At 57.8% G+C, this 24202-nt stretch carries 19 protein-coding genes; 14 read left to right on the top strand and 5 right to left on the bottom strand.

Going from position 1 to position 24202, the window contains the following annotated elements:
- Positions 1-3: 3 nt before the first annotated feature.
- The 9 genes from AC0JZ4_RS25980 to AC0JZ4_RS25940 all read left to right on the top strand — a co-directional run bounded on the left by AC0JZ4_RS25980 (position 4) and on the right by AC0JZ4_RS25940 (position 12253).
- Complete coding sequence (locus AC0JZ4_RS25980; protein WP_471889398.1) at positions 4-828, top strand: alpha/beta fold hydrolase; 825 nt, start codon at positions 4-6, stop codon at positions 826-828.
- A 68-nt stretch (positions 829-896) separates the two neighbouring features.
- Positions 897-1616, top strand: a complete 720-nt coding sequence (locus AC0JZ4_RS25975; RefSeq protein ID WP_471889425.1) for a GntR family transcriptional regulator — start codon at positions 897-899, stop codon at positions 1614-1616.
- 330 nt (positions 1617-1946) lie between these two features.
- Positions 1947-2927, top strand: a complete 981-nt coding sequence (locus tag AC0JZ4_RS25970) for an alpha/beta hydrolase (RefSeq protein WP_471889397.1) — start codon at positions 1947-1949, stop codon at positions 2925-2927.
- Between the two features lie 153 nt (positions 2928-3080).
- On the top strand, positions 3081-5225 hold the full coding sequence (locus AC0JZ4_RS25965; RefSeq protein ID WP_471889396.1) for a TonB-dependent siderophore receptor: 2145 nt from the start codon (positions 3081-3083) through the stop codon (positions 5223-5225).
- A gap of 82 nt (positions 5226-5307) precedes the next feature.
- On the top strand, positions 5308-6084 hold the full coding sequence (locus AC0JZ4_RS25960; protein WP_471889395.1) for an ABC transporter ATP-binding protein: 777 nt from the start codon (positions 5308-5310) through the stop codon (positions 6082-6084).
- Positions 6074-6982 carry an iron-siderophore ABC transporter substrate-binding protein gene (locus AC0JZ4_RS25955; RefSeq protein WP_471889394.1) on the top strand — a complete coding sequence of 303 codons (909 nt, stop codon included), beginning with the start codon at positions 6074-6076 and terminating at the stop codon, positions 6980-6982. Before AC0JZ4_RS25960 ends, AC0JZ4_RS25955 begins: the two co-directional genes overlap by 11 nt.
- Complete coding sequence (fhuB, locus tag AC0JZ4_RS25950) at positions 6979-8946, top strand: Fe(3+)-hydroxamate ABC transporter permease FhuB (protein ID WP_471889393.1); 1968 nt, start codon at positions 6979-6981, stop codon at positions 8944-8946. Before AC0JZ4_RS25955 ends, fhuB begins: the two co-directional genes overlap by 4 nt.
- Before the next feature lie 819 nt (positions 8947-9765).
- The gene (locus AC0JZ4_RS25945) at positions 9766-10836 is read left to right on the top strand and encodes a class I SAM-dependent methyltransferase (RefSeq protein WP_471889392.1); all 1071 of its coding nucleotides are present in this window, start codon (positions 9766-9768) and stop codon (positions 10834-10836) included.
- A 16-nt stretch (positions 10837-10852) separates the two neighbouring features.
- A complete protein-coding gene (locus AC0JZ4_RS25940) occupies positions 10853-12253 on the top strand; it encodes a hypothetical protein (protein WP_471889391.1) in 1401 nt (466 codons plus the stop codon).
- A gap of 209 nt (positions 12254-12462) precedes the next feature.
- Here AC0JZ4_RS25940 and AC0JZ4_RS25935 read toward each other — a convergent pair whose 3' ends face one another.
- The 5 genes from AC0JZ4_RS25935 to AC0JZ4_RS25915 all read right to left on the bottom strand — a co-directional run bounded on the left by AC0JZ4_RS25935 (position 12463) and on the right by AC0JZ4_RS25915 (position 17930).
- The gene (locus AC0JZ4_RS25935; protein ID WP_471889390.1) at positions 12463-12960 is read right to left on the bottom strand and encodes an RES family NAD+ phosphorylase; all 498 of its coding nucleotides are present in this window, start codon (positions 12958-12960) and stop codon (positions 12463-12465) included.
- Between the two features lie 6 nt (positions 12961-12966).
- Complete coding sequence (locus AC0JZ4_RS25930; RefSeq protein WP_471889389.1) at positions 12967-13317, bottom strand: antitoxin Xre/MbcA/ParS toxin-binding domain-containing protein; 351 nt, start codon at positions 13315-13317, stop codon at positions 12967-12969.
- A 143-nt stretch (positions 13318-13460) separates the two neighbouring features.
- Complete coding sequence (locus AC0JZ4_RS25925; protein WP_471889388.1) at positions 13461-17024, bottom strand: DEAD/DEAH box helicase; 3564 nt, start codon at positions 17022-17024, stop codon at positions 13461-13463.
- Between the two features lie 37 nt (positions 17025-17061).
- On the bottom strand, positions 17062-17277 hold the full coding sequence (locus AC0JZ4_RS25920) for an SDR family oxidoreductase (RefSeq protein ID WP_471889387.1): 216 nt from the start codon (positions 17275-17277) through the stop codon (positions 17062-17064).
- Between the two features lie 386 nt (positions 17278-17663).
- The gene (locus AC0JZ4_RS25915; RefSeq protein ID WP_471889386.1) at positions 17664-17930 is read right to left on the bottom strand and encodes a helix-turn-helix domain-containing protein; all 267 of its coding nucleotides are present in this window, start codon (positions 17928-17930) and stop codon (positions 17664-17666) included.
- Between the two features lie 110 nt (positions 17931-18040).
- Between AC0JZ4_RS25915 and AC0JZ4_RS25910 the strand changes: the two genes are divergently transcribed.
- The 5 genes from AC0JZ4_RS25910 to AC0JZ4_RS25890 all read left to right on the top strand — a co-directional run bounded on the left by AC0JZ4_RS25910 (position 18041) and on the right by AC0JZ4_RS25890 (position 24119).
- On the top strand, positions 18041-18682 hold the full coding sequence (locus AC0JZ4_RS25910) for a hypothetical protein (protein WP_471889385.1): 642 nt from the start codon (positions 18041-18043) through the stop codon (positions 18680-18682).
- Positions 18683-18981: 299 nt separating this feature from the next.
- Positions 18982-20574 (top strand): ABC transporter substrate-binding protein, encoded by a 1593-nt coding sequence (locus tag AC0JZ4_RS25905; RefSeq protein ID WP_471889384.1) that lies wholly within the window; start codon positions 18982-18984, stop codon positions 20572-20574.
- A gap of 11 nt (positions 20575-20585) precedes the next feature.
- Complete coding sequence (locus AC0JZ4_RS25900; protein WP_471889383.1) at positions 20586-21557, top strand: ABC transporter permease; 972 nt, start codon at positions 20586-20588, stop codon at positions 21555-21557.
- Between the two features lie 68 nt (positions 21558-21625).
- A complete protein-coding gene (locus AC0JZ4_RS25895; protein WP_471889382.1) occupies positions 21626-22438 on the top strand; it encodes an ABC transporter permease in 813 nt (270 codons plus the stop codon).
- A gap of 1 nt (position 22439) precedes the next feature.
- On the top strand, positions 22440-24119 hold the full coding sequence (locus AC0JZ4_RS25890) for a dipeptide ABC transporter ATP-binding protein (RefSeq protein WP_471889381.1): 1680 nt from the start codon (positions 22440-22442) through the stop codon (positions 24117-24119).
- Positions 24120-24202: the final 83 nt, after the last annotated feature.

Below are 24202 nucleotides of genomic sequence, written 5' to 3'. Positions count from 1 at the left end.
AGCATGTTGGAAATTGTGACACCGCTGACGCCGCTCGACGCGCCGATGGGCGGCCAGATAGGCTACCGAACCTATGGCACGACAGGCGATTGGCTGGTGTTGATCCATGGCTGGTGCGGTAGCGCCGAGCACTGGAATATCATCGCCCCCCGATTGGCGCTGGATCATCGCGTTCTTATCATGTCCCATCCGGGCTTCGGCGGCATGGCACCCCCTCCCCGCGCGGCGCAGACAATTGTCGCCATGGGAGCAGCCGTTGCCCATCTTCTGGACCATCTGGACATTGCCGATGCGACTCTGATGGGCCATTCCATGGGCGGGCCAATCATGACCGAGGTCGCGATCGCTGTTCCCTCACGAATCAAGGGTCTGATCGGTCTCGACACACTTACCGACCGCGATTATTACGGCCGGCTTCCGGATGAAGAGATCCGTCGTCGCCATGCTGACTTCGAGGCTGATTATTCTGGCCGGATGCGCGCCATGGTCGATATTATCGTGCATCCATCGACCGACGAGGCGATGCGGCAGTCTATTGCCGATGGAATGATTGCGGCGGCACCTTCTGATTTTGCGCTCGACATCAAGGATGATCTCTTCGCCTGGAATGCTGAACATCGCTGGCCACTCGTCGCCAGTCCTGCTCTGATGCTCAATTCCCGCTGGGTTGCGCGGCTCGCACACCCCGACCCGATGCCTTGTTTCAAAGCTGTTGAGATCGTCAGCTATGACTCCGGTCACTTCCCGATGCTCGAGTCTCCGGCGATGATTGTGGAAAAGATCGGGTCCTGCGTTGCCAAATTGGTATGCCAAGGACCGGACTATTGAATGCACGAGTGAAAGAAAAGTATAAGGCCGCGAGACGAAGCTCGATTTCCGTGCTCGGCAACGCAGGAGTGTTGGATTTGGCTCAGGATGATATTCGATTGCCCGAAGGCTCAGGCAATCTGCGTGCGCCGACCCGCTCGGGCGAATTGCGCGAACAACTGGAGCAGATGATCCTGGACGGCCGGCTCGCACCGGGCGAGCGCTTGGACGAGATGGAGCTTGCCCGCACCTTCGGCCTGTCGCGCACTCCCGTTCGTGAAGCGATCAAGGCGCTGCTCGCCATCGGCCTTGTGGAGGCGCGCGGACGCCAGGGCACCCACGTCGCCATCCTGTCGATCTCGGCTCTGATCGAAATGTTCGATGTCATGTCGGCGCTCGAGGGGCTGTGCGCGCGCTTTGCCGCGCGCCGAGCGACGCCAGCAGAGCGTGCCGCGATGCGCGAGGTCCACAAGGAACTGATCACTGCCTACGAAGCCGGCGACCCGATCGCGTTCTACAAGGTCAATCAGCAGTTTCACGACCTGCTATACGAGGCTGCCCATACGCACTTCATCGCAGATCAGGCGATACAATTGCGTCGCCGCATTGGCGCCTACCGCATGCGTGCGACCTACCAGCCCGGCCGTATGCTCAGCACGCTGAGCGAACACGTCCGCATCATGGATGCCATCGATGCCGGCGACCCGGAAGAGGCGCGCAAGGCGGCGAGTGAGCATGTTCAACTGCTCGGCGACCAACTGACGGATTTCATTTCCTCGCTGCCCGCGAATATGAACCGAGCCCAATAAGCAGCACCTAGTCAAGAACGACCCTGTCTGTAGCCCAAGCGGTCGGACAGCAGCGTAGAGAACTGAGGGGGCGACGTGTTCTTCGCTACAGACGTCTTGACTGCGCGTAGAGGCAGTGGTGTCTTCTCCTCATTGTCTTACTCTTGGGTCGAGTCGAACTGTCAAGACCGAAATAATGGCTGTGACTGAGACACTCAAGCAAAGCTCTTGATATGGAACGCACCGGTCAGCGAGACGTCTGTTAGCTTGCATCGATTAAGTGAGCACAGGCATGCCTTGCACTGGACGAACCGCTGGTCTAGCAACAGCCAAAGTCTGGCTGGAGGTTAAATGTCTGACGCCCCCAAACCCTACCTAATGCCGGGGACGGTTCATTTTGATATCGCCCCCTCCCGTGGGGGTGAACCCTATCGCATATTCCTTTACGTGCCGTCAGGAGAGCCACCCACGCAAGGTTGGCCACTATTAATGACAACCGATGGCAACGCCACCTTCCCCTTCGCCGTGGCCAGCCTTGTGACACAGGCCCCTTATCCTGGCGGCACGAATGTCGGCTGGGGCGTCATCGCGGCGATCGGATATGCCTCGGATGAGCCGTACAATGCAATGCGGCGCGCGTGGGATCTCGGACCACCGCCGGTGAAATCCTATCCACCTTATGTCGAGGGTGGGCCGCCGGTCCGTATCGGTGGAACCCGGGAACTGTTGGACTTCATCGATCACGAACTCATCCCGCGGCTGTCCGGCATGGTTCGCCTCGATCCGGCGCGACGCTCGCTATTCGGCCACTCGTTTGGAGGGCTTTTCACCCTCTATTCCCTTTTCGAACGCCCTGCGCTGTTTGCCAACTGGATAGCAGCAAGCCCGTCCATATTCTGGGAAAACAGCGAAATTCTCAACAACGAGTCACGTCGCCGGACGGTACCGGGGAACGCACCGTTTCTCCACCTCAGCGCCGGAGAATATGAAGGCGATACGCTTGCGCCATTCCAACAGCGCAACGAGGATGCCGCATCTCGCCGCGAGCAGATGGAAGCGGCCAGAACGGCGACGCTCGCAAACGAGATGGCCGACCGCCTCGACGGCTCTCACGACGGCATTCGCACGGAGTTTGAAGTCTATGCCGGAGAGACGCACATGACGGTCATCGGCCCAGCCGTAAACCGTGCCGTCAACATCGCGTTTGGCGTCGCGGAATGGAACGGAACGGCATTGGGCCCATGCCAAGCCCCGGAAGCGACTGGCCTCATGTGGCGGTCTGACGCCGGCGACTGTGACATAATTGCGCACACCGCAGAAAAGATGACATAAAAAGTCACCTTTCATTGATCTGCTGAAATTTTGATCCTATAGGCAGCACCCAGCGCGCGCCGGGGGTAACCATCCCCCGCTTCGCCGACCCGTTGGATCCCCGATTATCGCGGATCGCTCCGTGCATATCGTTGCTTGCCAAAAGGATTGGGCATGATGTTCTCCTCTAATCGGTTCTCCCTTAATCGCCGCCTTGTCGGCTCGACCGCGCTCCTTGGTGCGATGGCACCGGCATTCCTGCCCATGACTGCGACCGCGCAGGAGCAACCCGGCAACGGGACACAGCTGGAAGCGATCGTCATCAGCAATTCCGGTGCGCAAACGATTAGCGAAGATAACGACACGATCGTGCCCAAGCGTTCCGTTTCCGCCTTGAAGACGGACACGCCGCTTGTCGAGACCCCGCGCGCCATCTCCGTCGTAACGCGTGAGGAAATGGAAATGCGCGCCGTCACCGACATGATCCAGGCCGCCCGCTACAGCTCCGGTGTCTCGACCGGCGGCTTCGGCTACGACCCGCGTTTCGACCAGGTCTTCATCCGCGGCATCGCAACCACCACGACCGGAGATTTCCGCGACGGCCTGCGTCAGCCTTCGATGAGCTACGGCTCGCTGATGACCGAGGTCTACACGCTCGACCGCGTCGAGGTGCTTAAGGGGCCGGTATCGGTCATGTATGGCGCGGCAAGTGCTGCCGGTATCGTCAACAAGATTTCCAAGCTGCCGCAGAAGGAAGCCCATCACGAAGTCGAGCTGCAATACGGCACGATCGGCCGCAAGCAGGCGGCCTTCGATTTCGGCGGGCCGGTTGGCGAGAGCGACGAGCTGTACTACCGCGTTGTCGGCCTTGCACGCGACGGTGAAACGAACTTCGACATCGCGGATGATCGCTACCTGCTGCAGCCTTCGTTCACCTGGGAACCGACCGACAGCACGAAAGTGACCGTCTACGGCCTGGCCCAAAAGTCAGAGACAGACTCAAGCGCCTGGACGAACATTTACAATGGTGAGCTCTTCCGCGTCAGCGACCCGGATTATGATCACCAGAAGGTACGGCAGTATCAGCTGGGCTATCAGCTGGAACATGAATTCGACAATGGCCTGACCTTTCGACAGAACGCGCGCGTGAGCGATCTGGACGTCGAGGCGCGTTACGCAGACACGCGACCGACACTCACCGACCCGACGGCCAACTGGCCACTAACCGCCGTGACCGACAACATGCGCGCCTACCAGATCGACAACCAGCTGCAGGCGAAATTCGATACAGGCACACTGTCTCATACGCTGCTTTTCGGTCTCGACTACACTGCGGTCCAGTCGGACTACGCATCCTCTTCCTTCGCCGACGTGACAGCGCCGGGCAATATCGGCAGCGCGCCGACGCCGGCTCTCGTCAACTTTACCGGCCGCAGCCTGCATCAGACCGGGCTTTACGCTCAGGATCAGATTGAAGTCGGCAATTGGCGCTTCGTCGGTGGCCTGCGATATGACTGGGCAAGCCAGGACTCAACGACTGCAGGTGTAACCACCGAGAAGGATGACGGCGCCCTTTCTGGCCAGCTTGGCCTGCTTTATATGTTCGACAACGGCCTCGCCCCCTATGTCAGCTTCGGCACCTCTTTCGTACCCTCCACCCAGCTCTCCGCCACAGGCGATGTCCTCGATCCCACAAAGGGACGCCAATTCGAGGCGGGCCTCAAGTATCAGCCGGATGGAGAAAACTACTCGCTCAGCGGCGCTGTCTACCGACTGGTCGAGTCGAACAAGCCACAGCTTATCCTCGACGGCAGCGTACCGGCCGGTTACTATTACGAGAATGCGGGTGAAAACACCTATACGGGTCTCGAACTCGAAGGCCGCACAGCCTTCGATAATGGGATGAGCCTGATGGCCGCGTATTCTTACAATCACGCCGAGATCACAGGCAACCCGACGGCCAGCCTGATCGGCAACACGCCGACGACCACGCCCCGCCATATCGCATCGCTTTGGCTGAATTACGCTGTCCCCGAGGACATGGCCATTGGAGGCCTCAGCATTGGCGGCGGTGTCCGCGCCACAAGCAGCTCCTACACCAGCGATGCCAATACGGGGAAGAACGGCGGCGCGGTTTATCTCGACGCCTCTCTGTCCTACGATTTCGGCGCCAAGTCTCCGGAGCTGGATGGCCTTTCGCTGGCCGTCAGCGCGACGAACCTCGCCAACCGCGAAGAACGGGTTTGCAACGGCGGTGAACTCTATTGCTACTTCGGTCAGGGACGCACCGTTCTTGGCTCGCTGAAGTACAAGTGGTAGCACGGAGGGCACCGGGAACCGGGCGCGTTGAGCCTGCGCAGGGCTGCGCGCCCCGGATCACCTGGAACAGGAAATGCCTGACATGACCAAAGCCTTCACCGTCCATGATCTTGACCTTGTGATCGATGGCAACCCTGTACTGTCGAAGGTCAGCCTCGACTTTCCTGCAGGAGAGGTCGTCGCGCTTGTCGGCCACAACGGGTCGGGTAAATCCAGCCTCATGAAAATCCTGGCCCGGCAGCTCATCCCGACAGCCGGATCGATCGTCCATGCCGGCCAAGATCTGGCCCAGTATAATAGCCGCGACTTCGCACGCGCGGTCGCCTATTTGCCCCAGGATCTTGGCACCGGCTCGGACATGACGATCCGCGAACTGGTCGCTTGCGGCCGCTATCCGTGGCACGGCGCGCTTGGACGTTTTTCCGATCACGACCGGCAGAAGGTGGAGGCTGCGATCGCCGCGACACATATCGAGCCTTTTACCGATCGAATGGTAGGGACGCTGTCCGGCGGCGAGCGTCAGCGCGCGTGGATCGCCATGCTGATCGCGCAGGACGCAAACTGCCTGCTACTGGACGAACCGACCGCAGCGCTTGATGTGGCCCATCAGGTCGAGGTCCTGTCACTCATCCGTCGGCTGGCGCACGAAGGCGGCCAAAGCGTCGTCATCGTCCTGCACGACATCAATATGGCTGCCCGTTTCTGCGACCGTATCCACGCGCTCAAGAGTGGACAGGTGGTTGCGAGCGGCACACCCAACGATATCCTGACATCACAGACGCTTCGCACCATCTATAGCATCGACATGAACGTGATTACCGTTCCCAACCTGCTGCATCCGCTTGCTTATGCCTGTTGAACCCCATCTCGACCTTACGATCTCGCGACGTTCGTTCCTGCACGGCGCGGCACTCGCGGCCGTTTCGATGCCGATGCCGGTCCTCGCCGAAGTCGCGGGACAAAGAGTCGTCAGCCTTGACTATGGACTGTCGTCGACACTGTTGTCGCTCGGCCTGCCCCCGGTCGGAATTTCCGCGCTTGCCGATTGGGACAAATGGGTTGTCGAACCCGAGATGCCGTCGTCGGTCGCCGATATAGGCAGTGCCCACGAGGTCGATTTCGAGGTTCTCCTCCAATTGAAGCCGGATATCATACTGACGACGCCCTATCTCGACGAACTCATGCCCAGGCTTCAGTCGATAGCTAAGGTGGTGCGGATCGAGGTATTCACGCCGGGTGGCGGGGATATCCTACTGGCTGCGGAGATAGCGACGCGCGAACTTGCGATAGCACTCGGTCGTGAACGGCAAGCAAGTCAATTCCTAGCACGGGCAGATTCCCATTTCGACGCCTGCCGCGCACGATTGAAGCAAAGCGACAAACCTCCCCTTGCACTGGTGACGTTTCTGGATGCCCGCCATGCCCGCATCTATTCCGCGCCCGGCCTGTTTCACACCGCGCTGGAGCGGATAGGCTTGCGCAATGCGTGGACACGGCCATCGAACTACTGGGGATTTGAAACGATCGGCATAGAGCAGCTTTCCGAAATCACCGATCCGGGCGCCCGCCTGATCGCGCTCGACCCGATCCCGGCCGACGTCCATCCGACCATTGCCAATAGCCCGCTCTGGAAGGCGCTCCCATTCTCTCGCCCCGGACATTTTTCCATCATCCCACCCGCACTGATGTTCGGCATGGTCAACGAAGCCACGCGCTTTGCAGGCCTGGTGACCGACCTTCTGGAACAGGATGCATGACCGCCCTTCGCCGTGATAATCTCGGGCCTGCGCTGGTATTCCTGGGCCTGATTGCCGCAGGATGCTGTGCCTCCTGGTTTCTCGCAGCGCCCGTCTTATCGGGGGCGGACGCGCCAAGCGGCGAGATGGAGCGTCTAGTGCTCTACGCATCCACCCTGCCGCGGCTTGCCACCGCGCTCATCGCAGGGGCGGCGCTGGCTTTGTCGGGCGCGCTCTTCCAGCAGGTCCTGCGAAATCCGCTGGCGGACCCGACCACTCTTGGCGTGTCGGCCGGGGCGAACCTGGCGCTGGTTCTTGTCTCACTTTTCATCCCCAGCCTGTTCGGCGCAGGTCGGGATATTGTCGCGCTGGCAGGCAGCGCGGCGGCGGCGGCCATCGTGATCGGCCTCGGCGCGCGGCGGGGGTTCTCGCCCTATTCTCTCGTGCTGTCCGGCATGGTGCTCAGCCTCTGGTGCGGCGGCTTCTCGGCGATCCTGACCTATCTGAACGAACGCTATCTTGCCAGTCTGTTCATCTGGGGTGCCGGTTCGCTGGCGCAGCAGAGCTGGGCCATACCCATCTCGCTTAGCTGGAAGATCGTAATCATCGGCGCAGTCTGCTCGCTTGTTATTCGGCCCCTGTCGTTGCTTGACCTCGGAGACAGCAACTCGGTTTCACTCGGGGTGAAGCTTGTACGTCTGCGCATCGTCGTGATCGCTTGTGCGGTCGCATTGGCCGCGTTCGTCACCAGTGCTGTCGGCGTGATCGGCTTTATCGGACTGGTGGCGCCGACGCTGGCGCGACTGTCCGGCGCGCGCCGGCCAGCACAACTTGTCGTCTGGTCGACGCTGATCGGCGCCGGCCTTCTCTTCATGACCGATGCCATATTGCAGCTCATTGCGGGCGGGATCGGAAATTTCCTGCCCACCGGCGCGGTCACGGCCATATTCGGTTCGCCGCTTCTTCTCGCCATGCTGCCACGCCTGCGGGTCAGGCACAGGATACAGCAGGTCGTACCGCATTTACGGACACGGCAATGCAGAGCCTCCATGTCAACCTCTATCGCGATCATAATCCTCTTTGTTCTGTTGGCCGCCGCACTGTTCCTAGGGCGCGCTCCCGACGGTGGCTGGAGCCTGCTGTCAGGCGAATTCTTCGACGAAATCCTGTCCATACGATCACCGAGAGTTTTTGCAGCCCTTGCCGCCGGTGCCATGCTCGCCGTCGCAGGCTCGATCCTGCAGAGACTGACCGGGAACGAGATGGCAAGTCCAGAGGTTCTGGGCATTAGCGCCGGAGCGACCTTCGGCGTTTCCATTGCGCTCTTTGCGGTCGCGCCCGGCCTTCCCGGTCAGTTGGCCTATGCCGTCTGCGGCGGCTTTACCGTCCTTGCCGTCATTCTCCTGACGTCACAGCGTTCGAACTTTGCGCCGGAGCGCGTTCTACTTGCCGGCATAGCGCTCAGCGCCATGGTCGATGCGCTGGTCGGGGTGCTGAATTCGACGGGCGATCCTCGTGCCGTTCTTTTGCTGCGCTGGATGAGCGGCTCGACCTACCTGATCGATGCCGGTACAGCTGCCACCGAAATGGTGATTGCCGTAGTTCTGATCGCCGCTGCGTTGTTTGCCCGTCGCTGGCTCGACATCCTGCCCCTGGGACCTGCGCCATCGGCTGCGGTCGGTGTATCGATTTTAGCCTCGCGACTCACTCTCTTTGCACTCGCCGGACTGATGACAGCCGCAGCGACATTAACGGTCGGCCCGCTTTCCTTCGTCGGCCTGATGGGACCCCATCTTGCACGGGAAGCAGGCCTGACCCGCGCCCTTCCACAAATGATCGGTGCGGCGCTCATCGGCGGCGCATTGATGGTGGTCGCGGATTTCGCCGGACGCACCATCGCCGCCCCCTACCAGATCCCGGCCGGCTTGATCGCGGCGCTGATCGGCGCCCCGTTTTTGATGTTGCTGCTGAACCGGCGAGGATAGCCGATAGAACTGAAGCCAAGGCGATGGATCGGGTGTGAAAGAAATCGAACCATCGACCAGGACCTCAGATTAGTCGGAGATCCGCGACGTCCGCGTGGCAAATGGCATACTCACCAACGTCATCATGGGTTGTGGTCCGCACGGTGGAGGATCAATTGCGATGAAGATGAAATCCGATTGAGCATTTTATCGAGAAGCTCGTTGTCGGTTCATGCACTGTGACACCTTCGGTGGATTGGTCTCGCTCGAAAGCCACAGGCATTCAACTCGCCGTATTCTCGAAGACGCGCCGGAGCATGGTATTGGCCGCGACGGGTCGACGTTTCCGGTGAGACGCCGAAGGGAAGAACGCAGCCTACTTTCTGTCTACCGATGTGTCGGCGTTAGATTGAAGGCTCTTTCTGACGTCAGCTCGCAATAGGCCCAAACTTTTCCCCGCACTATCTTCACGAGACGATCCTCGCGCTGACCGGCTTTCGAAAGCGTTCGGACCTGCAAAAGCTCTCCGCTCGTGAGGCACAATGTTTGACATGGTCGCAGCTTGATTGGTCCTAATCAAATCGCCGTGCAACTTGCCATGTCGGAAAATGCAGTTCGCATTAATCTGCACACGGCCAGGAAGAAACTTGGCGCGTACACCAGCTACGGCGCTGTCGCCAAAGCGATCCGCCGCGAACTGGTCGGAACCTAGCTGAATTTCATCAACCTGGCGAAATCGACAGGTTGCGGCATCCGATCGCGATGCGCACTAATGGTCGCAACAAGCGCACATAACGATCTGGGGAGGCCTTGCAACGTCTGAGACGGAAGGACGCGACCATGGTCGACATCGACGTAATCGAACAGTGGCGCTCCGCGCCAAGGCTTACTTCCTTTGCATCGTTTTTCGACCGCACGGCGAACGGCACCGGAGGGGCACCCGATCGCGGTGAACCTCTAGTAGACCTGAGCTTGCTTGACTTTGACCTTGATTGCGCCGTTTTCGCCGACACACACCGCCGGCTATGGGGACCATTTGACATACATTATTTCGCCAGCATTCCCTATCGGATTGAAGAAGAATGCCGGTTAGGTTCATCCATCCTGGCGTATGCCTTAAGGAGCTGGGCCCGATCGCGCTCGCAAACGAAGATCTATACGCTCGGCACGGGTACGGGCTGCATGTCACGAGCGATTGCATCGCTTGGTGGCGGTCGCCTCGAAACTCTTTGTTGCAGTCCCACCGCAGCGAACGGTGAAGCCTTCTACGCCAATCGCGGTAGCGTTCATGCGCATTTCTTCCTAGGACCATTTTTCGATTTGAATGAAGAACGCTTGGCGGACGATCCCGAACTGCAACCGTTTCGCGGCGGATTTGACGTACTTTTTGAGGACACAACATTCCAGATGTACAACCGCGACAGGACGAGACAGCTCGAATTCGTTGTTCCAAAAATCAAGCCGGGAGGCTTGTTGATCCAGGTTCAAAAGCTCGCTCACGAAGATGTTGAGATTTACCGAATGCGCGAGCGACAGAAAGACGAGCTTTTCAAGCCGCGCTACTTTTCGCCATCCGGGATAGCTGACAAGAAGGATGAGGTGCTCGACACCATGGAAAGGCTACAGGTCGATCTCGCGACCACTGCGGCGGCGTTGCGCGAATTCTTTCGCTATTCGGTAATTACCTGGAACAGCGGCAATTTTTACACCTTCGTCTCGTCAAACGCGCGCGAAACCATTCGCGAGTTCATCGCTCTCATGCTGAAGCCTGCGATACCGCCCGCGTTCTGTCATCATCTACTGCCGACCGTCCTGGTCGATACAGATACTGATCCGATAGCCCCGGCGCTTGTGTGGCGCCAACCGAAACAGATGGGAGCATTCGAACAACACCGGTCGCTTGTTTCTTGAACATTGGTCATGGGACATGTCTACTTCTACCACGCACTATAGCAGCGTTTCAGAGATCCGGTCAGCGCTCACGGCCCTTATGCCATCAATCCAGCCCTTTTGGAGCCAGTCGCTCGAGGCATATTCAGCGGAGGCCTACCGACTGGATAGAGCGCAATCGGCGAGCTTCGTGCGTAATCACGCAATGACGCGTCTGCGGGCAGCGGTAGAACGCGCCGCACTCAGAGCAGGCTACGATGCCAAGGAAGCGATGGCTGCGGGCCGTGAACTGCTCGGCTCTCCAGTCATGCAAACCGGCCCTCATTGTCTGCTGCTCGTTGAGCCGGATGCCTTTTACACGCACCTGTTCAGCCTTCTGGGCCTGACCGCACATGACCGAGACTGGCACATCACCTATTTCGGCACGACAATGTCTTTTAAGGAATCGGCGAAAAAGGGGCCTGGATGGCTCAGGGTCGAGGAGGAGCCTCTTAACCTTTTCGGTCTGCCCCGAAGTCGGATGGAAGGACGCAGCATCTGTTGCCCAAACGGTCCCTATCATTTCGCGCTGACCAATTCGGATGGTGAAAGAGCAGCAAGCCTGGCGTCCCGGAAACTTCTGGACGACCTCCCCTTTTCCTCATTTGACTCCGCTGCTGACGCTATCAAAAACGCAAACCAAGTATTATGGCGAAAGCGGATCACATCACCCGTGAAGCTGCTGCAGCTCGATGATTTCGATATTGCCGAGCTCATCGCCGACCACCTGGATGACAAGTCCTCTTGGATGGCGAACTGCTTCGTTTCGGGAGGGGAAGCAGAAAGACTTTCTGCAGATATCGATGGGCTAAACGTGGGTCCTTGGAGAGGGTGGATCAGAAGAACGACTGATCATTTCTGGCTGGTCAAGACGAATAGTGTTGTACCATTGCGGCTGAGTGCCGGCTATCTGCGCAGCGACGATGCATCCCATTGCGACATCGAATTTACTCCGTCTGCAATCTCTGCGGCAATCCGTGATCGAAGGCTTCTTCCGAGCCTGTTTACGGCGTTTCTCGTGCTTTCGATATTGCCGGGTGTCCGCGCGCTTGGAGGATGCCGGCAAACGATCTATCTCCCGCTTATGCGTTACCTCACCTCTTTAAGTCTCATGCGGTCCGGTGATTGCAAACTCCTGGATGCGCTGAAGCAGGATGAGCGACCCGGAAACTGGGGGCATCGTGTCATTCTGCCCGCAAACGCAAATCCCGTCACGGAGATCTATGCAGCCGGTGGCGTTCAACCGTTGCTCGAGAAATATCGAAGGATGACCGTGGCTGAGGCGAGTGGTGACTTGTCGGCCTTCACGAAAGATGCGATCTGGGCCGAAATGTCCAAACACCTCGCGAGCGGGCGTGTTTCGCCCGACTCACCTGAATGGTCCTGGTCAGTGGTATAATGACTTTTCGCGACATAACCCTCAAAACATGAATTCCGTGGTCAGTGATCACGGCGGTCATTGCCGGACATTTGCGCAACAATCACCTGACGATGGAAACGGCCTACGGCTGACAGTGGTGGAATAGATCACGCCACGAATTAATTGGAGCCGGCGGTGTGCTTAGATACGACCGGCGTGTCGACCCGGATAATTGCGTCCTGCATAGGCTATCGCGACAGTGGTTGTTCATCGTCGATCGGGATCAGCCGGTTGGGTAACGCGCTGCTCCATCTCCAAAGGACAAGATTGATGTCGTCGTCAGTTGCGGCGGGTGCGAAGCTCTTCACGATCAGCCCACAATAACCGTCAGCTGCAAGCTGACGCGCGAAGGTTTGCGTTCTCGCCTCTGGCGCAGACTTCACCTGACCACGCCACGTCGGATCGGCGAGTGCCGCTGCGTCTATTCCTTGCATCCGGACGGCCGCTTCGTTTCGGCAGTCAAATACCTGTTCAATATCGGCATCATATGAGACAAGCGTCATCGGTTGCAGATTGCCGATCCGATTGGCTTCTTTTAACGCGGTTATGATCGTCAGCGATGTGTAAAGGGTCGGTACGCCTTTCAAGTTAAACCGGCCGCCGTACAGTTCTGCTTCGCGTCCCGAAATGGGTTCAAAGGTGCAGACCGGATTAAGCGCCCGGTAGAGCTTTCCTTGATAGCGCATGCGAGACTATGCGTGAATGCCGGCGTCGACCGCGTCGATATAGTCGAGCACCTCGGCGGCGCGTCCGTTGCGGACCAGTTGCATCGCAGTCTGGCCCGAGAAGCCAGACAGCGGCTCTGAGCGATACCAGGCATACGCAATAAGTGCTGAGCCGAAGCGTCGCTCGACTTTGTTCACGATCTCAATCATCTCGCGAAGGCGCCGCTGCGTCTTATCGGAGCGAATTCGATCCTGTCGCTGGATCGCGTCTCTCCCGAGTCCCACGGTGCGGGCGACCTCTGCGCTAGTTGTGCGAAACGCAACGGCGATCTTACGCGGTGCGAACAGTCCGTCGTCTGCATATTGTGCGAGACTCATGTTAAACCCTTATTCCAAATGGCCGTCAGCACAGACGCTATGTAACGCCACTAATGGCGTCTTTCAATGCCTTTCCAAAACACGCAATTGGGTGAAGACAGCCGCTGATTGGTCTTCCGGTCGTCGCTGTCGATCAACCGCCGTCAAAATTTGCGCACAGGCATAGATTGGATTAATGCCTGAAAGCTCTGCCCTGCGCCGGCCCATGCGTTTTTCGAACCGACCACGTAAAGGTTCTGTTTTGCCCGCGAAATAGCAACATTGAGGATATTGGGAGGATTGCCCGCCCAAACCCGCGCCCTGTGCTGACCGGGTTTAGGTGCGCCAAGCAATAGAATGACCGTCTCTGCTTCCCGACCCTGAAACGTATGGATCGTTCCAACTCGATCGCGAACCCAGGTCGCAGCGTCCTCTCCGATCGCCTTGAAGATATCGGTCTCGCGCTCGAGTTGACGACGCATCTCCGTTTCAACGATCTTGAAAGGCGAGATAACGAATATGTCTGGAGAGACAATGCCAAGCGTTGCGATCCTGCGCATCATTCGGACAACCACGTCCCCCTCGCCCGGCGACCATTTGGTGTCTGCGTCTGCATCAATGTCGAACCAACAGGATGGCCCAAAATCCCGCCCCACTTCACCGGGATCTGGATCCGAGACTGCGTGGACCATCTGGCCATCATAGGCGATTGCGTTGGATATGCTGAACATCGGATCCTGGCAACGTCGGTGAACAAGCAGCGGAAACCCAACTCGTCGCAGGCCTGCATCGGCATTGAACATAGACTGAAACGGTGAACCGTGATCCGCCAGGGTCTGAACAGATGCCGTGGGAGCGGACCAACGATCCTGATCTATGTCGAAGAATTTGCAGATCTCTAGATTGAGTTTCTCGGGAAGAGAGACCACCGGCGGTATTTGCAATGGATCACCAACAACGATCGAGCGTTTGGCCCTCATTATTGCGCCGACCGCCGCCTGCGGTACGGCCTGACCGGCTTCATCGACCAGGAGCCAGCCGATTGTCTCCGAACCGAGATCACCGAACATCGTATTGACGGATGCAAACGTCGTCGAAACGGCTGGGACCACCATGAATAGAGTGGACCACAGGTCGCCAAGCAACGCCTTGTGGCTCGGGTTCGCCAGAGCGCCGGCGGTAAACGCACTCATCAAGATATTAAGGTTATGAAGGACCTTCTGTGCCGAAGCATCAACAAATGCCTTCTGGACATTGAGAGCCGCCGCAAACAGAGCCTCCCGCTTTCGATGAAGGCTATCCGGTAACCAGGGTGCCGTCAGATTAATTGCCTCATGGCTTTGGGCGAAGAAGTCGTCATCGATCACTTGTGCGCCGAGCGTCGCTTTGGCGGTCTCAATGGTCTCTTCATGCCTGGCAGCATTTGAACGCAGCGTCTGCAACTCTTGGTCTGCTCGGCCGATCTCTGCCTTCTGGCGTGCCAGCTCTGCCTTTACCGCGTTATGTGTCTCGCTTGCTTGCATCTGCCTCAGCCGAGCATTGTCGCTGATGCGATCAATGTCGGCTTTGCGAACTTGCCACGCTCGCCAGGACGATGTTCCAAACAATCGAGCAAAGAAGCCAGGACGCCCCAGACCATGAGCGTGGACATCATTTCGCGCCCGCTCAAATTCGGATTGTGCTAGGAAAAGAGCTCCACGAGCTTCGCTTTCCTGTGCGCTCGCCCGTTGAACGGCCAGAGCTATTGGTTCGCGTCTGATCAGAGCAGCAGCGGTCGCCTTCTTCAAGATCGGCAACTCTAGACAAGATCTTCGGATAGCCTCAAGTGCCGAAATTTCTGAATCGATTTGTTTGCGAAGTGTCGAAAACCGATTTCTTGCTTTTCTCCAATTCGACAACGCTGCGGCTTCACTGACCGGCGGGGACTCGTTTGTCACCACGGACGGGATTTCCCGCCGGATCACTTTACCGTATTCGTCCTTGATTTCTCGCAGGACATCATCACCTTTGGCCGCTTTCAGGTAAATCCGGTAGCCACCGTCGTCGTGCCACCAAAAAGTCTGCTGAAACGCAGCGCGATTACCTCCATTGCCCAGAACTGCCGCGATCAGACCCCACGTTCTCTTCTGTGAACGATCCGCATCATCGTCATCATCGACGCCAAAGCGTTTCGGATTGGCAACGAGGTCACTGATGGAGCGCAGGTAAGAAATCTCATCTGCCCGTCCGTTGTTTTTAAGAAGCGGCAACTCCTCGCTGACGTTCTGAACGGCTTTGTTATTACTGGAAGCTATGACGATCTCATGCCCGCGTAGGCTTTGATCGAGGTGATAGAAGTGGAAAAAAGCGTTGCCGCCTACGCCCATCTTCTGCCCCGTGGTTGAAAACGCATCGAGCGGCTTCTCAAATCGCACCATGGCAGATGCACGATCAAACACGCATCCAACCACGACATCTCGAAGGAGCGTTGTTTTTCCCGTTCCAGGCGGACCATTCACCCCGAGAATACCGGTTTTGTTGACCAGCTCTTCTCTCGCGACATTGACTGCGGCCTGCTGCAGCAGGACGAGAGGATGGTGACCGTTTGAGGGCCATCGGGCCTGAGGTGCTTTTGCGGGCGCTACGTACGGCTCGACCGCCGAAGGCGGCGCCAGGACATCGCTCGGATGGGAAATCGTCGAAATTCCTAAATATCGGCTGAGCCCCTCACCCTGCCGGCCGGAAGCGACAAGCTCTGATGCCAGTCCGATATCGTCGAGGAAGAAAGAATTAAGAAGCGAGGGCTCCGGAGGCGTTCTGGCCTTAAAATGGTGAAAAACCTTGAGCGCGAAGGTGGGCGCTTCCAATAGTTCTTCCGGAACAGCAAACTGCCGCACCAGCCATTCATAGGCGGCGGTGATAGTCGCTGCGTCAAGGGGGAGCGGGTTGCCATCCCGATCCTTTCGACGCATGATTTTTTCTAACTTATCAAGCACAACGGTTTGAACCCGCGGCCAGTTACCAAGATGGCCAAGCTTGCGCTGAAGCGCCGGCTGCAATGCCCAAGCGAAGCTTGAAACAGCAATGGCATTGTCGTCCAACAGATAGCCATCCTTGTCGACGAGAATGGCCGCCATGACTGCCTTGCGCCCATCCGGTCTTGAACGCTCTTCGTCTTCCCCAAAGGCCTCAACAAGCAGGTCCGTCGCCCGATCGAGGGCAATGCAACCGAGGACAATCTGGAAGAAGAGGCGATGGTTGGGTTTCGCTTTCAGACCTCGTTTCCACGGAAGCTCTGCAGCGGAAAAGGGCACGATCCTGCTACGCTCCCCAGAAGCAAGATCCTCAGCCCTTTTGTAGCTTTGAGGCGAGAGCGCTTCCAATGCGGTCCAGGCAGACAAGATCGAGGCCGGATCATCCTTCCTGCCGGAAGGCGTAAAGCCTTGGAGATCGTCAAGTTCAACAGCGGGCTGATCCGCAACAGCTTCACTTGGTGCCTCCCATGGAGGAGTAGGTCTTGGCGCCGAGCTAGACTGGTTTGTGGAGTGTGGCCCCTCACTTTCGGCACGCGTCGGGCCTGCCAAGGCCCGCAGGGCGTCGTTCACTTCCTGACCGAGAACCGCAGCTTTTTGAACGCTTCGTTTCGATAGCTCATAGGCCAGCAGCTTTAGCTCTGCTTCGTTGGTATTGAATGTCTCGAAATGGGTCCGAAGCTCGACGATAGTCTTCTGTAAATAAGGCCGCTGCATGCAAAAATCCATAAGAACTCGACAAGCAATCGCTTATTCAGAGTTGCATGTCGAGTGCAATCGGAGGAATTGGATTACGCGAGTTCGCTAGGTAGGTCTCTGCTTCGACCCAGACCAGCCATTGCATGATCAACCCACCATCGACAGCGTATTGGCGCCCAGTAACGTAGGACGAGTCTGTTGAAAGAAGGAAAAGGGCGACGGCAGCAGCCTCCTCGGGGGTGCCAACACGACCCAGAGGAACCTGATCCACGACAAAATTCTCAAAGTCCTTCCGTGCTTCGTCTGAAAATTCGTCTTAATCGGCCCGATTACCAGCGAATTTACCCGAGCCCTGACCAAACCCATGCCGTTTGTGCCAGCGGTGAGTTGCATCTCATCGCCTTGGTTGGGAGGGAGTCACCGCCGCACGAGCTATCGAATGACGACGTCGGCAAAGTTTTTGACAATCAGGCCGAGCGCGAAGCACAATCTCGGTCTATCGGCAAATGACTTGGTGGGATTTGCGAATTGCGTTTTGACGCGCTCCCGTCTACTTTTATCTGGGATTGTTCGGCGCGGCCATAGCTCTCGCTACTCCGTACTCGGTGACGGTTCAGAAAATTTTCTGGCATCGATCGTGTCCCGGCTGCGTAAAGCTTATGGATTCCTAAAACGAACCCCTACTCCGCCGCCGTTCGTCGGAATAAATTCAATGCCAGCATCCTCGAGTGCCTGCTGGATCGCTTTCAAATTGGCGGCAGTAATCGGGGGGCGCCCATCGTGCACCTCTGCTCGGCTTATTGTGGCCACCCCAACGGAGGCGGCATTCGCAAGTTCTTTCGCGCTCCAGCGAACAAGCCCGCGTGCAGCTCTAATCTGCGCACCAGTGATTTCATAGTTATCATCTGATTTCAAATTGATCATCGATGAGTATTCTGCTAACAAGTGACTGCCCAATTTCTTGCGGCGACTGCACCCCATGTTGGAGCATCGGATGCAGTCTAACCAAACCCTAGCTGTCTGGAGCTCGGATCATGGCTGATTCTGAGAATAGCAGAACTTTGCCTGCAATCACGTGCAGAAACCCTTTACAAACAACAGAGTGGTTTCTGGCCAGGAATATCGCGGATCAGAAACGCTGGGTTCCCGGCATCCGCGACGTCGCCCTGGTAAGGTGGGATGCCTGGATGCTTGCTTTTCGGGAGCTCGGCCGTCGAAGCCGCGAGCAACAGGAGCTGGAGAGCAAGCTGTTTGCCTTGGTTCCCGCTGCAAGAGTGGAGATCCAGCTTCCCGAAGGTGGAGTGGCCGTCGTGTCCTCCATCAAGGAAATTCAGGACAAGCTTAGAGGCGGAAGTTTCGCAGATGCGCGCGCGAATGCGGCGGCCGAACTACTTTCTAAGCGGCGGCGGTGGGATGCGGCGGACGTCTCAGTCGGATACAGCCGTGCCAAGCGAGCGGAAACCGAAGCTTCGTTCATTGAGGAGCGATTGGCTGCCGAACTGTCGGAAGCGCCGGCAATGTCGACTGTCGCTGCAGCCGCGAAACTTCATTGTATCCTGAAACGCGGAGCGCCGCGGTCTGATAGCGAAGAATTTCCCTGGCCGCAGTTGAGTGCGATGCTGGTCGATCTGCTCGCGATGAACGGCGTGTGCTCCCTGCCTGGTCGTGATCGCTGAGCTCGATCGCCTATTGAAGTTTGGCGCGATTTCCTCGGCGATCGCTGTGTTTAGATTCGCTTCCTCTAAACCGGATCTGATCGACATCTCGGGAAAAATTAAACGAAATTTCCGCTTTTAATAATCATCGCGTTATGCAATGTAGAGTATACCACTACAGAGTATGCAATTCATAATTAGGAATTCCTAACCTGCGACGCCGCCAGCGCCTGTCGCGGAAAGGATGGCGTACGCGTCGAGACAACTCCTCGTCGCAATGAAGGAATGCTGAATAATCCAAAAAAGAAGGGAACGACGAAATGCAACTCATGCACAAATACCGGCCGCCATTGCAGGCGCTGGCACTCGCGACCGTGCTCTCCACCGGTCTTGCCGCAACAACGGTGATGGCGGAGGAACTGCGTATCGGGACACAACTGAAGCTGATGACGCTCGATCCGCATTATGCCGATCTCAACGAAAACAACGCGCTTCTCGCCCATGTATATGAGCGCCTGGTGAGGCAGGACGAGCATCTCTCTCCGCAGCCGGCTCTCGCCCTCTCCTGGAAGCGGCTGGCCCCAACGCTATGGGAATTCAAGCTTCGCGAAGGCGTGAAATTCCATGATGGCTCTCCCTTTACCGCCCAGGATGTCATTTACTCGATCGAGAGAGTCCGTGACTTTTTGAAGCCCCCGAGCGGAGGCTTCCAGTCTTACACGAAGCCCATCAAATCCGTGATCGCGCCAGATCCCATGACCGTCGTGATCGAAACCGATGGCGAGGCTCCTACCCTCCCGATTCAGATGACAACGCTGTTCATCCTTCCGCACAAGACAGGTGGTTTCGCGACGACCGAGGAACTAAATGCTGGCGCGCAGCCGAACGGAACCGGCCCATACAGGTTCAAGACCTGGCAATCCGGTGAAGGGCTCACCCTTGCAAGCAACATCGAGTACTGGGGCGGTGCGCCGGCATGGACCGATGTGACCTTCCGCGTGATCGAAAGCCCAGCCGCTCGTGTTGCAGCTCTGACAACAGGTGATGTCGATCTGGCCGACTATATCCCAGCGCGAGACGTCGAAGGTCTCAAGCAACGGGGCCTGAAAATCGAAAGCACCAGCGCTTCCCGCTCGAACTTCCTGCAGTTTGATATAGGTAGCGATCAGCCGCCCGGCGTCACCGACAAGAGCGGCAAACCGATCGGCAATCCTTTCAAGGACAAGCGTGTTCGTCAGGCGTTGACCATGGCAACCGACCGCGCATTTCTCGCCGACAAGATCCTCTCGGGCTACGGCACTGCAGCGGCACAACCGTTCCCTCCGGGCTTGTCCGGAACGTCGTCAAAGCTAACAGTCGGCCCGCCGGACTATGATGGTGCAAAAGCACTGCTTGTTGCCGCCGGATACCCGGATGGGTTCAGCGTCGTGCTTGCCGGACCGGGCGGCCGCTATCCGGGTGACGCGGAATCTCTGCAAGCCATTGCGCAGAACTGGGCTCGCATCGGCGTAAGCGTCCAACCCGTCGTCTCACCCTTCTCGGTTTTCATGACCAGACGCTCCAATGGAGAGTATCCTCTTTGGTATGGCGGATGCTCAGGTGAAGCCGTGACTCTTTGCCTTGACGGTGTCCTCGCGTCTCCAAACCCAGTGCTCGGCACAGGCTCGTTGAACTACGGCCACTACGAGAACAAGACGTTCGACCAGATGCTGATCGAAGCCAAGGCGATGGAGGAAGGTCCGGCAAGAAGCGAAGCGCTCGCGAGCGCTACGGAATTCGTCATGGCCGACTATCCGACCATTCCACTCTATCATTTCCACTTGATCGTCGGACACGGCCAGAAGGTCGGATCCTACACAGTGCATCCGCGCGGTTGGACAACAGCCATGCAAACCGCTCCGCCGACTGAGTGAGGATCTAGCACATGGTATCGACAATTGTTGGAAGGCTTTCACAAGCCTTCCTTCTCCTCCTCGTCATGTCGCTCATCGGCTTTGTCGGCATTCACAGCGTTGGAAATCCGGCCTTCAATCTCGTCAATGTCGAGACCGCAACTGCCGAAGACATCCGCCAGGCAACAATCGCGCTCGGTTTGGATCAGCCATTATGGCACCAGTATTTCCTGTTCATCGGCAGCGTTGTGACTGGGAATTTCGGAATTTCCTATATCTATCACCTGCCGGCATTCCAGCTGGTGATGGGCAAGCTCCCCGCAACCCTCGAACTCGCAATCGTTGCGATGATGATTGCTGCTCCGACAGGGATACTGTTGGGTCTGCTCGCCGGCCGCCGTAAGGACAAGCCGGTGGATCTGGCTATCCTCCGATTTAGCGTGATCGCACTCAGCATACCGTCCTTCTGGCTGAGCATGATGCTCATCCTGATCGGCGCTATCCTGACGGGCTGGTTTCCATCGGGCGGGCGGGGTCCAACAGGAACGCTCCTTGGAACCGAGTGGAGTTTCCTGACCCTCGATGGGCTGCGGCAACTCACCCTTCCGGCGATGGCCCTTGCTCTTCCAAACATCGCACTCATCGCAAGGCTGACTCGATCCGGAACGATCGAGGTCGAAACCCAGGACTTCACGCGGTTTTGCCACGCGAAAGGCCTCTCGCCATGCCGCATCCTGTTCAGGCATACCCTGCCAAATATCAGCGTTCCGATCGTAACGATCATCGGCATGCAGTTCGGTGGAATGCTGGCCTTTGCAGTGGTCGTGGAGTCGATCTTCAACTGGCCAGGCGTCGGAAAACTGCTGATCGACTCGATCCTGCTTCTCGACCGCCCGGTCGTCATGGCAACCCTCACTTTCATCTCCATCGCTTTTGTCGCCCTCAACGCACTCGTGGACCTGTTTTACGTCGTTGTCGATCCGCGAACACGCCACAGCGCCTGAAAGGTATCTTAATGAAAACCGATACAATACGCGCATTCTGGAAACGCCCTGGCCGATCCTGCCTCAGCATGCCGCTGCTGATATTGATGGCCTACGTCCTGCTGGCAGTCGCGGCGTCTCTGGTGGCCCCCCAAAACCCTTATGACCCGTTGCAGATATACGCTTGGGAGTCATCGTCGTATCCGGGAACTGCCGGCAGCGCTGGTTACACATACCTGCTCGGAACCGATGGACTTGGACGCGACATATTCAGCACCGTCCTTTACGGATTGCGGATAAGCCTCTTCGTCGCCTTCACCAGTACGGCACTCGCTGCTCTCATTGGTGTGACTGCCGGTGTAACAGCAGCCTATGCAGGCAAGTGGGGCGACGCCTTGATCATGCGGATCGTCGATCTGCAGCTCAGCCTGCCGACCATCCTTGTTGCCCTCATCGCCATCGTTACACTCGGACCTGGTATCGACCGCATCATCCTGGCCCTCGTGATCGTGCAATGGGCGACCTACGCTCGCGTCACACGCGGCGTCGCGATGAGCGAGGCAACCAAGTCATACCTGGATGCGGCGCGCCTCCTGCGCCTGCCGACCCAGCGTGTCATTTTTCGCCATCTTCTCCCAAACAGTATTGCTCCCGCTATCACCCTCGTTCCGATCGAGCTCGGTCATGCTGTAGCGCTGGAAGCGACGCTTTCGTTTCTCGGTCTCGGTGTGCCGATCGACAAGCCGTCCCTGGGGTCCGCCGTCGCCAATGGGTTTCAGTATCTGCTTACAGGACAATATTGGATCAGCCTCTTTCCCGGTTTGGCGCTGTTTGGCCTCATCGCAAGCATCAACTTCGTCGGCGAGGATGTGCGCCGGCGGCTCGATCCAAGGAGCCGTTGATATGGACCACCACAAGAGCGCCCCCCTCCTCGCGGTAGACAACCTCACGCTCAAATATCAGGGCGCCGCGACGGCAACGACCATCCTGAGCGAGGTCAGTCTGGAACTGCGACGAGGTGAGATACTCGGCCTGATCGGCGAATCCGGTGCTGGAAAATCGACGCTCGGCAATGCGGTCCTCGGTTTGCTTGCACCCGGATTTAGCCAGACCGGCGGACGCATTCTGTTCCAGGGACGCGCGCTCAATGAACTGAGCGACAAACAGCGGATGGAATTGAGGGGGCGCCGGATCTCGGCGATTTTCCAGGATCACACGGCATCGCTCGACCCGCTGATGACGGTTGGATCTCAGATCGTTGAAACGATACGGGCGCTGGACGGTGCCATGACATCGCGGCTGGCGAAAAGTCGGGCGCTCCAGCTCATGGAGCGCGTCGGGATCTCCGATCCCGCCACACGCTTCCGTCGCTACCCCCACCAGTTTTCCGGTGGTCAGCGCCAGCGTATCGTCGTTGCCATAGCATTGGCCGGCAGGCCGGATATCATCGTTGCGGATGAGCCAACCTCTGCTCTCGACGCGACGGTCCAAAAGCAGATCCTTGCCCTGTTGCGAAACCTGACCGACGAAACAGGGGTCTCGGTTATCCTGGTAACGCACGATATGGGCGTGATCTCGGAGATTGCCGACAGGGTTGCGGTTATGCGCCATGGCAAGGTCGTCGAGCAGGGGATAACATCCTCCCTTCTCGACACGCCTGTCGAGGTCTATACGAAAGATCTTCTCGCCGCAGTCCCGCGCCTGCGTCTACTTTCAGCGCAATCGCAATGTGACGGCGGGCCTCTTTCGGCGGTTTCTCATGGCAAGGTCGGAGCGCCGGATTGCCTTGATCCAATCCCGATATTGCGTGTTGAGAACATCACCAAGACCTATGCCGGTCGCAGTTTCCCCTGGTTTCGACGTGAACAGCAATCTCCTGCCCTTCGGGATGTCTCCATCGAACTGGCGCGAGGCTCCATAACAGGCATCGTGGGTGAGAGCGGCAGCGGCAAGAGCACATTGGGACGCATCGTTGCCGGGTTGGAAACGGCAGGGCGAGGATCACTCGACTTCGACGGCAGGCAGTTCGACATCTCTCTCGCCGGAAAGAAAAATGGGCTGCTCGGTCAGGTTCAGATGATCTTCCAGGACCCGGCGATGTCTCTAAATCCGCGCATGTCGATTGGTGCCGCCTTGGAGGAGAGCGTCTCGTTCGGAAGTCGGGGATCACCATCGGGTCGGCAGGACGTCGACGAGATGATGGATCGCCTTGGGCTTCCAAGGTCGCTGCTACCGAGCTTTCCGCATCAGCTTTCAGGAGGACAGAAACAGAGAGTGTGCATTGCCCGAGCACTTCTTGCCAATCCCAGCATCATCGTTGCTGATGAGCCGACCTCGGCGCTCGACGTTTCGGTCCAGGCGGACATTGTTAGGCTGCTGAAGGAAACCGTCAGCGAGCAAGGTGTCTCGATGCTGTTCATCTCTCATGACCTTGCGCTCGTGCAGGACCTTTGCAGCGCGATTTACATTTTCAGGGACGGCATCGTCGAGGATGCCGGCACTGCCGACTTCATCTTCTCCAAATCTCAAAATCCATACACCCGACGGCTCATCGATGCTCGTCCCGGCCGGTTCACACATTGACGGAAGGTCATCCACTGATCCGATACCAAGAAAATTCAATGATCCTTTCAGCAGGCTTCGCGCCTGATTGCTATCCAGGAAAA

The organism is [Rhizobium] kunmingense (assembly GCF_977018605.1).
This window is presented reverse-complemented; position numbering and strand designations above follow the sequence as displayed.

What these genes read in the sequence shown, in the direction of transcription:
- AC0JZ4_RS25895 (WP_471889382.1), top strand. Translation starts at nt 21,626, where the DNA reads ATGCCGCTGCTGATATTGATGGCCTACGTCCTGCTGGCAGTCGCGGCG.
- fhuB (WP_471889393.1), top strand. Translation starts at nt 6,979, where the DNA reads ATGACCGCCCTTCGCCGTGATAATCTCGGGCCTGCGCTGGTATTCCTG.
- AC0JZ4_RS25945 (WP_471889392.1), top strand. Translation starts at nt 9,766, where the DNA reads ATGGTCGACATCGACGTAATCGAACAGTGGCGCTCCGCGCCAAGGCTT.
- AC0JZ4_RS25935 (WP_471889390.1), bottom strand. Translation starts at nt 12,960, where the DNA reads ATGCGCTATCAAGGAAAGCTCTACCGGGCGCTTAATCCGGTCTGCACC.
- AC0JZ4_RS25900 (WP_471889383.1), top strand. Translation starts at nt 20,586, where the DNA reads ATGGTATCGACAATTGTTGGAAGGCTTTCACAAGCCTTCCTTCTCCTC.
- AC0JZ4_RS25940 (WP_471889391.1), top strand. Translation starts at nt 10,853, where the DNA reads ATGTCTACTTCTACCACGCACTATAGCAGCGTTTCAGAGATCCGGTCA.
- AC0JZ4_RS25955 (WP_471889394.1), top strand. Translation starts at nt 6,074, where the DNA reads ATGCCTGTTGAACCCCATCTCGACCTTACGATCTCGCGACGTTCGTTC.
- AC0JZ4_RS25915 (WP_471889386.1), bottom strand. Translation starts at nt 17,930, where the DNA reads ATGATCAATTTGAAATCAGATGATAACTATGAAATCACTGGTGCGCAG.
- AC0JZ4_RS25980 (WP_471889398.1), top strand. Translation starts at nt 4, where the DNA reads ATGTTGGAAATTGTGACACCGCTGACGCCGCTCGACGCGCCGATGGGC.
- AC0JZ4_RS25925 (WP_471889388.1), bottom strand. Translation starts at nt 17,024, where the DNA reads ATGCAGCGGCCTTATTTACAGAAGACTATCGTCGAGCTTCGGACCCAT.
- AC0JZ4_RS25960 (WP_471889395.1), top strand. Translation starts at nt 5,308, where the DNA reads ATGACCAAAGCCTTCACCGTCCATGATCTTGACCTTGTGATCGATGGC.
- AC0JZ4_RS25930 (WP_471889389.1), bottom strand. Translation starts at nt 13,317, where the DNA reads ATGAGTCTCGCACAATATGCAGACGACGGACTGTTCGCACCGCGTAAG.
- AC0JZ4_RS25965 (WP_471889396.1), top strand. Translation starts at nt 3,081, where the DNA reads ATGATGTTCTCCTCTAATCGGTTCTCCCTTAATCGCCGCCTTGTCGGC.
- AC0JZ4_RS25970 (WP_471889397.1), top strand. Translation starts at nt 1,947, where the DNA reads ATGTCTGACGCCCCCAAACCCTACCTAATGCCGGGGACGGTTCATTTT.
- AC0JZ4_RS25905 (WP_471889384.1), top strand. Translation starts at nt 18,982, where the DNA reads ATGCAACTCATGCACAAATACCGGCCGCCATTGCAGGCGCTGGCACTC.
- AC0JZ4_RS25910 (WP_471889385.1), top strand. Translation starts at nt 18,041, where the DNA reads ATGGCTGATTCTGAGAATAGCAGAACTTTGCCTGCAATCACGTGCAGA.
- AC0JZ4_RS25890 (WP_471889381.1), top strand. Translation starts at nt 22,440, where the DNA reads ATGGACCACCACAAGAGCGCCCCCCTCCTCGCGGTAGACAACCTCACG.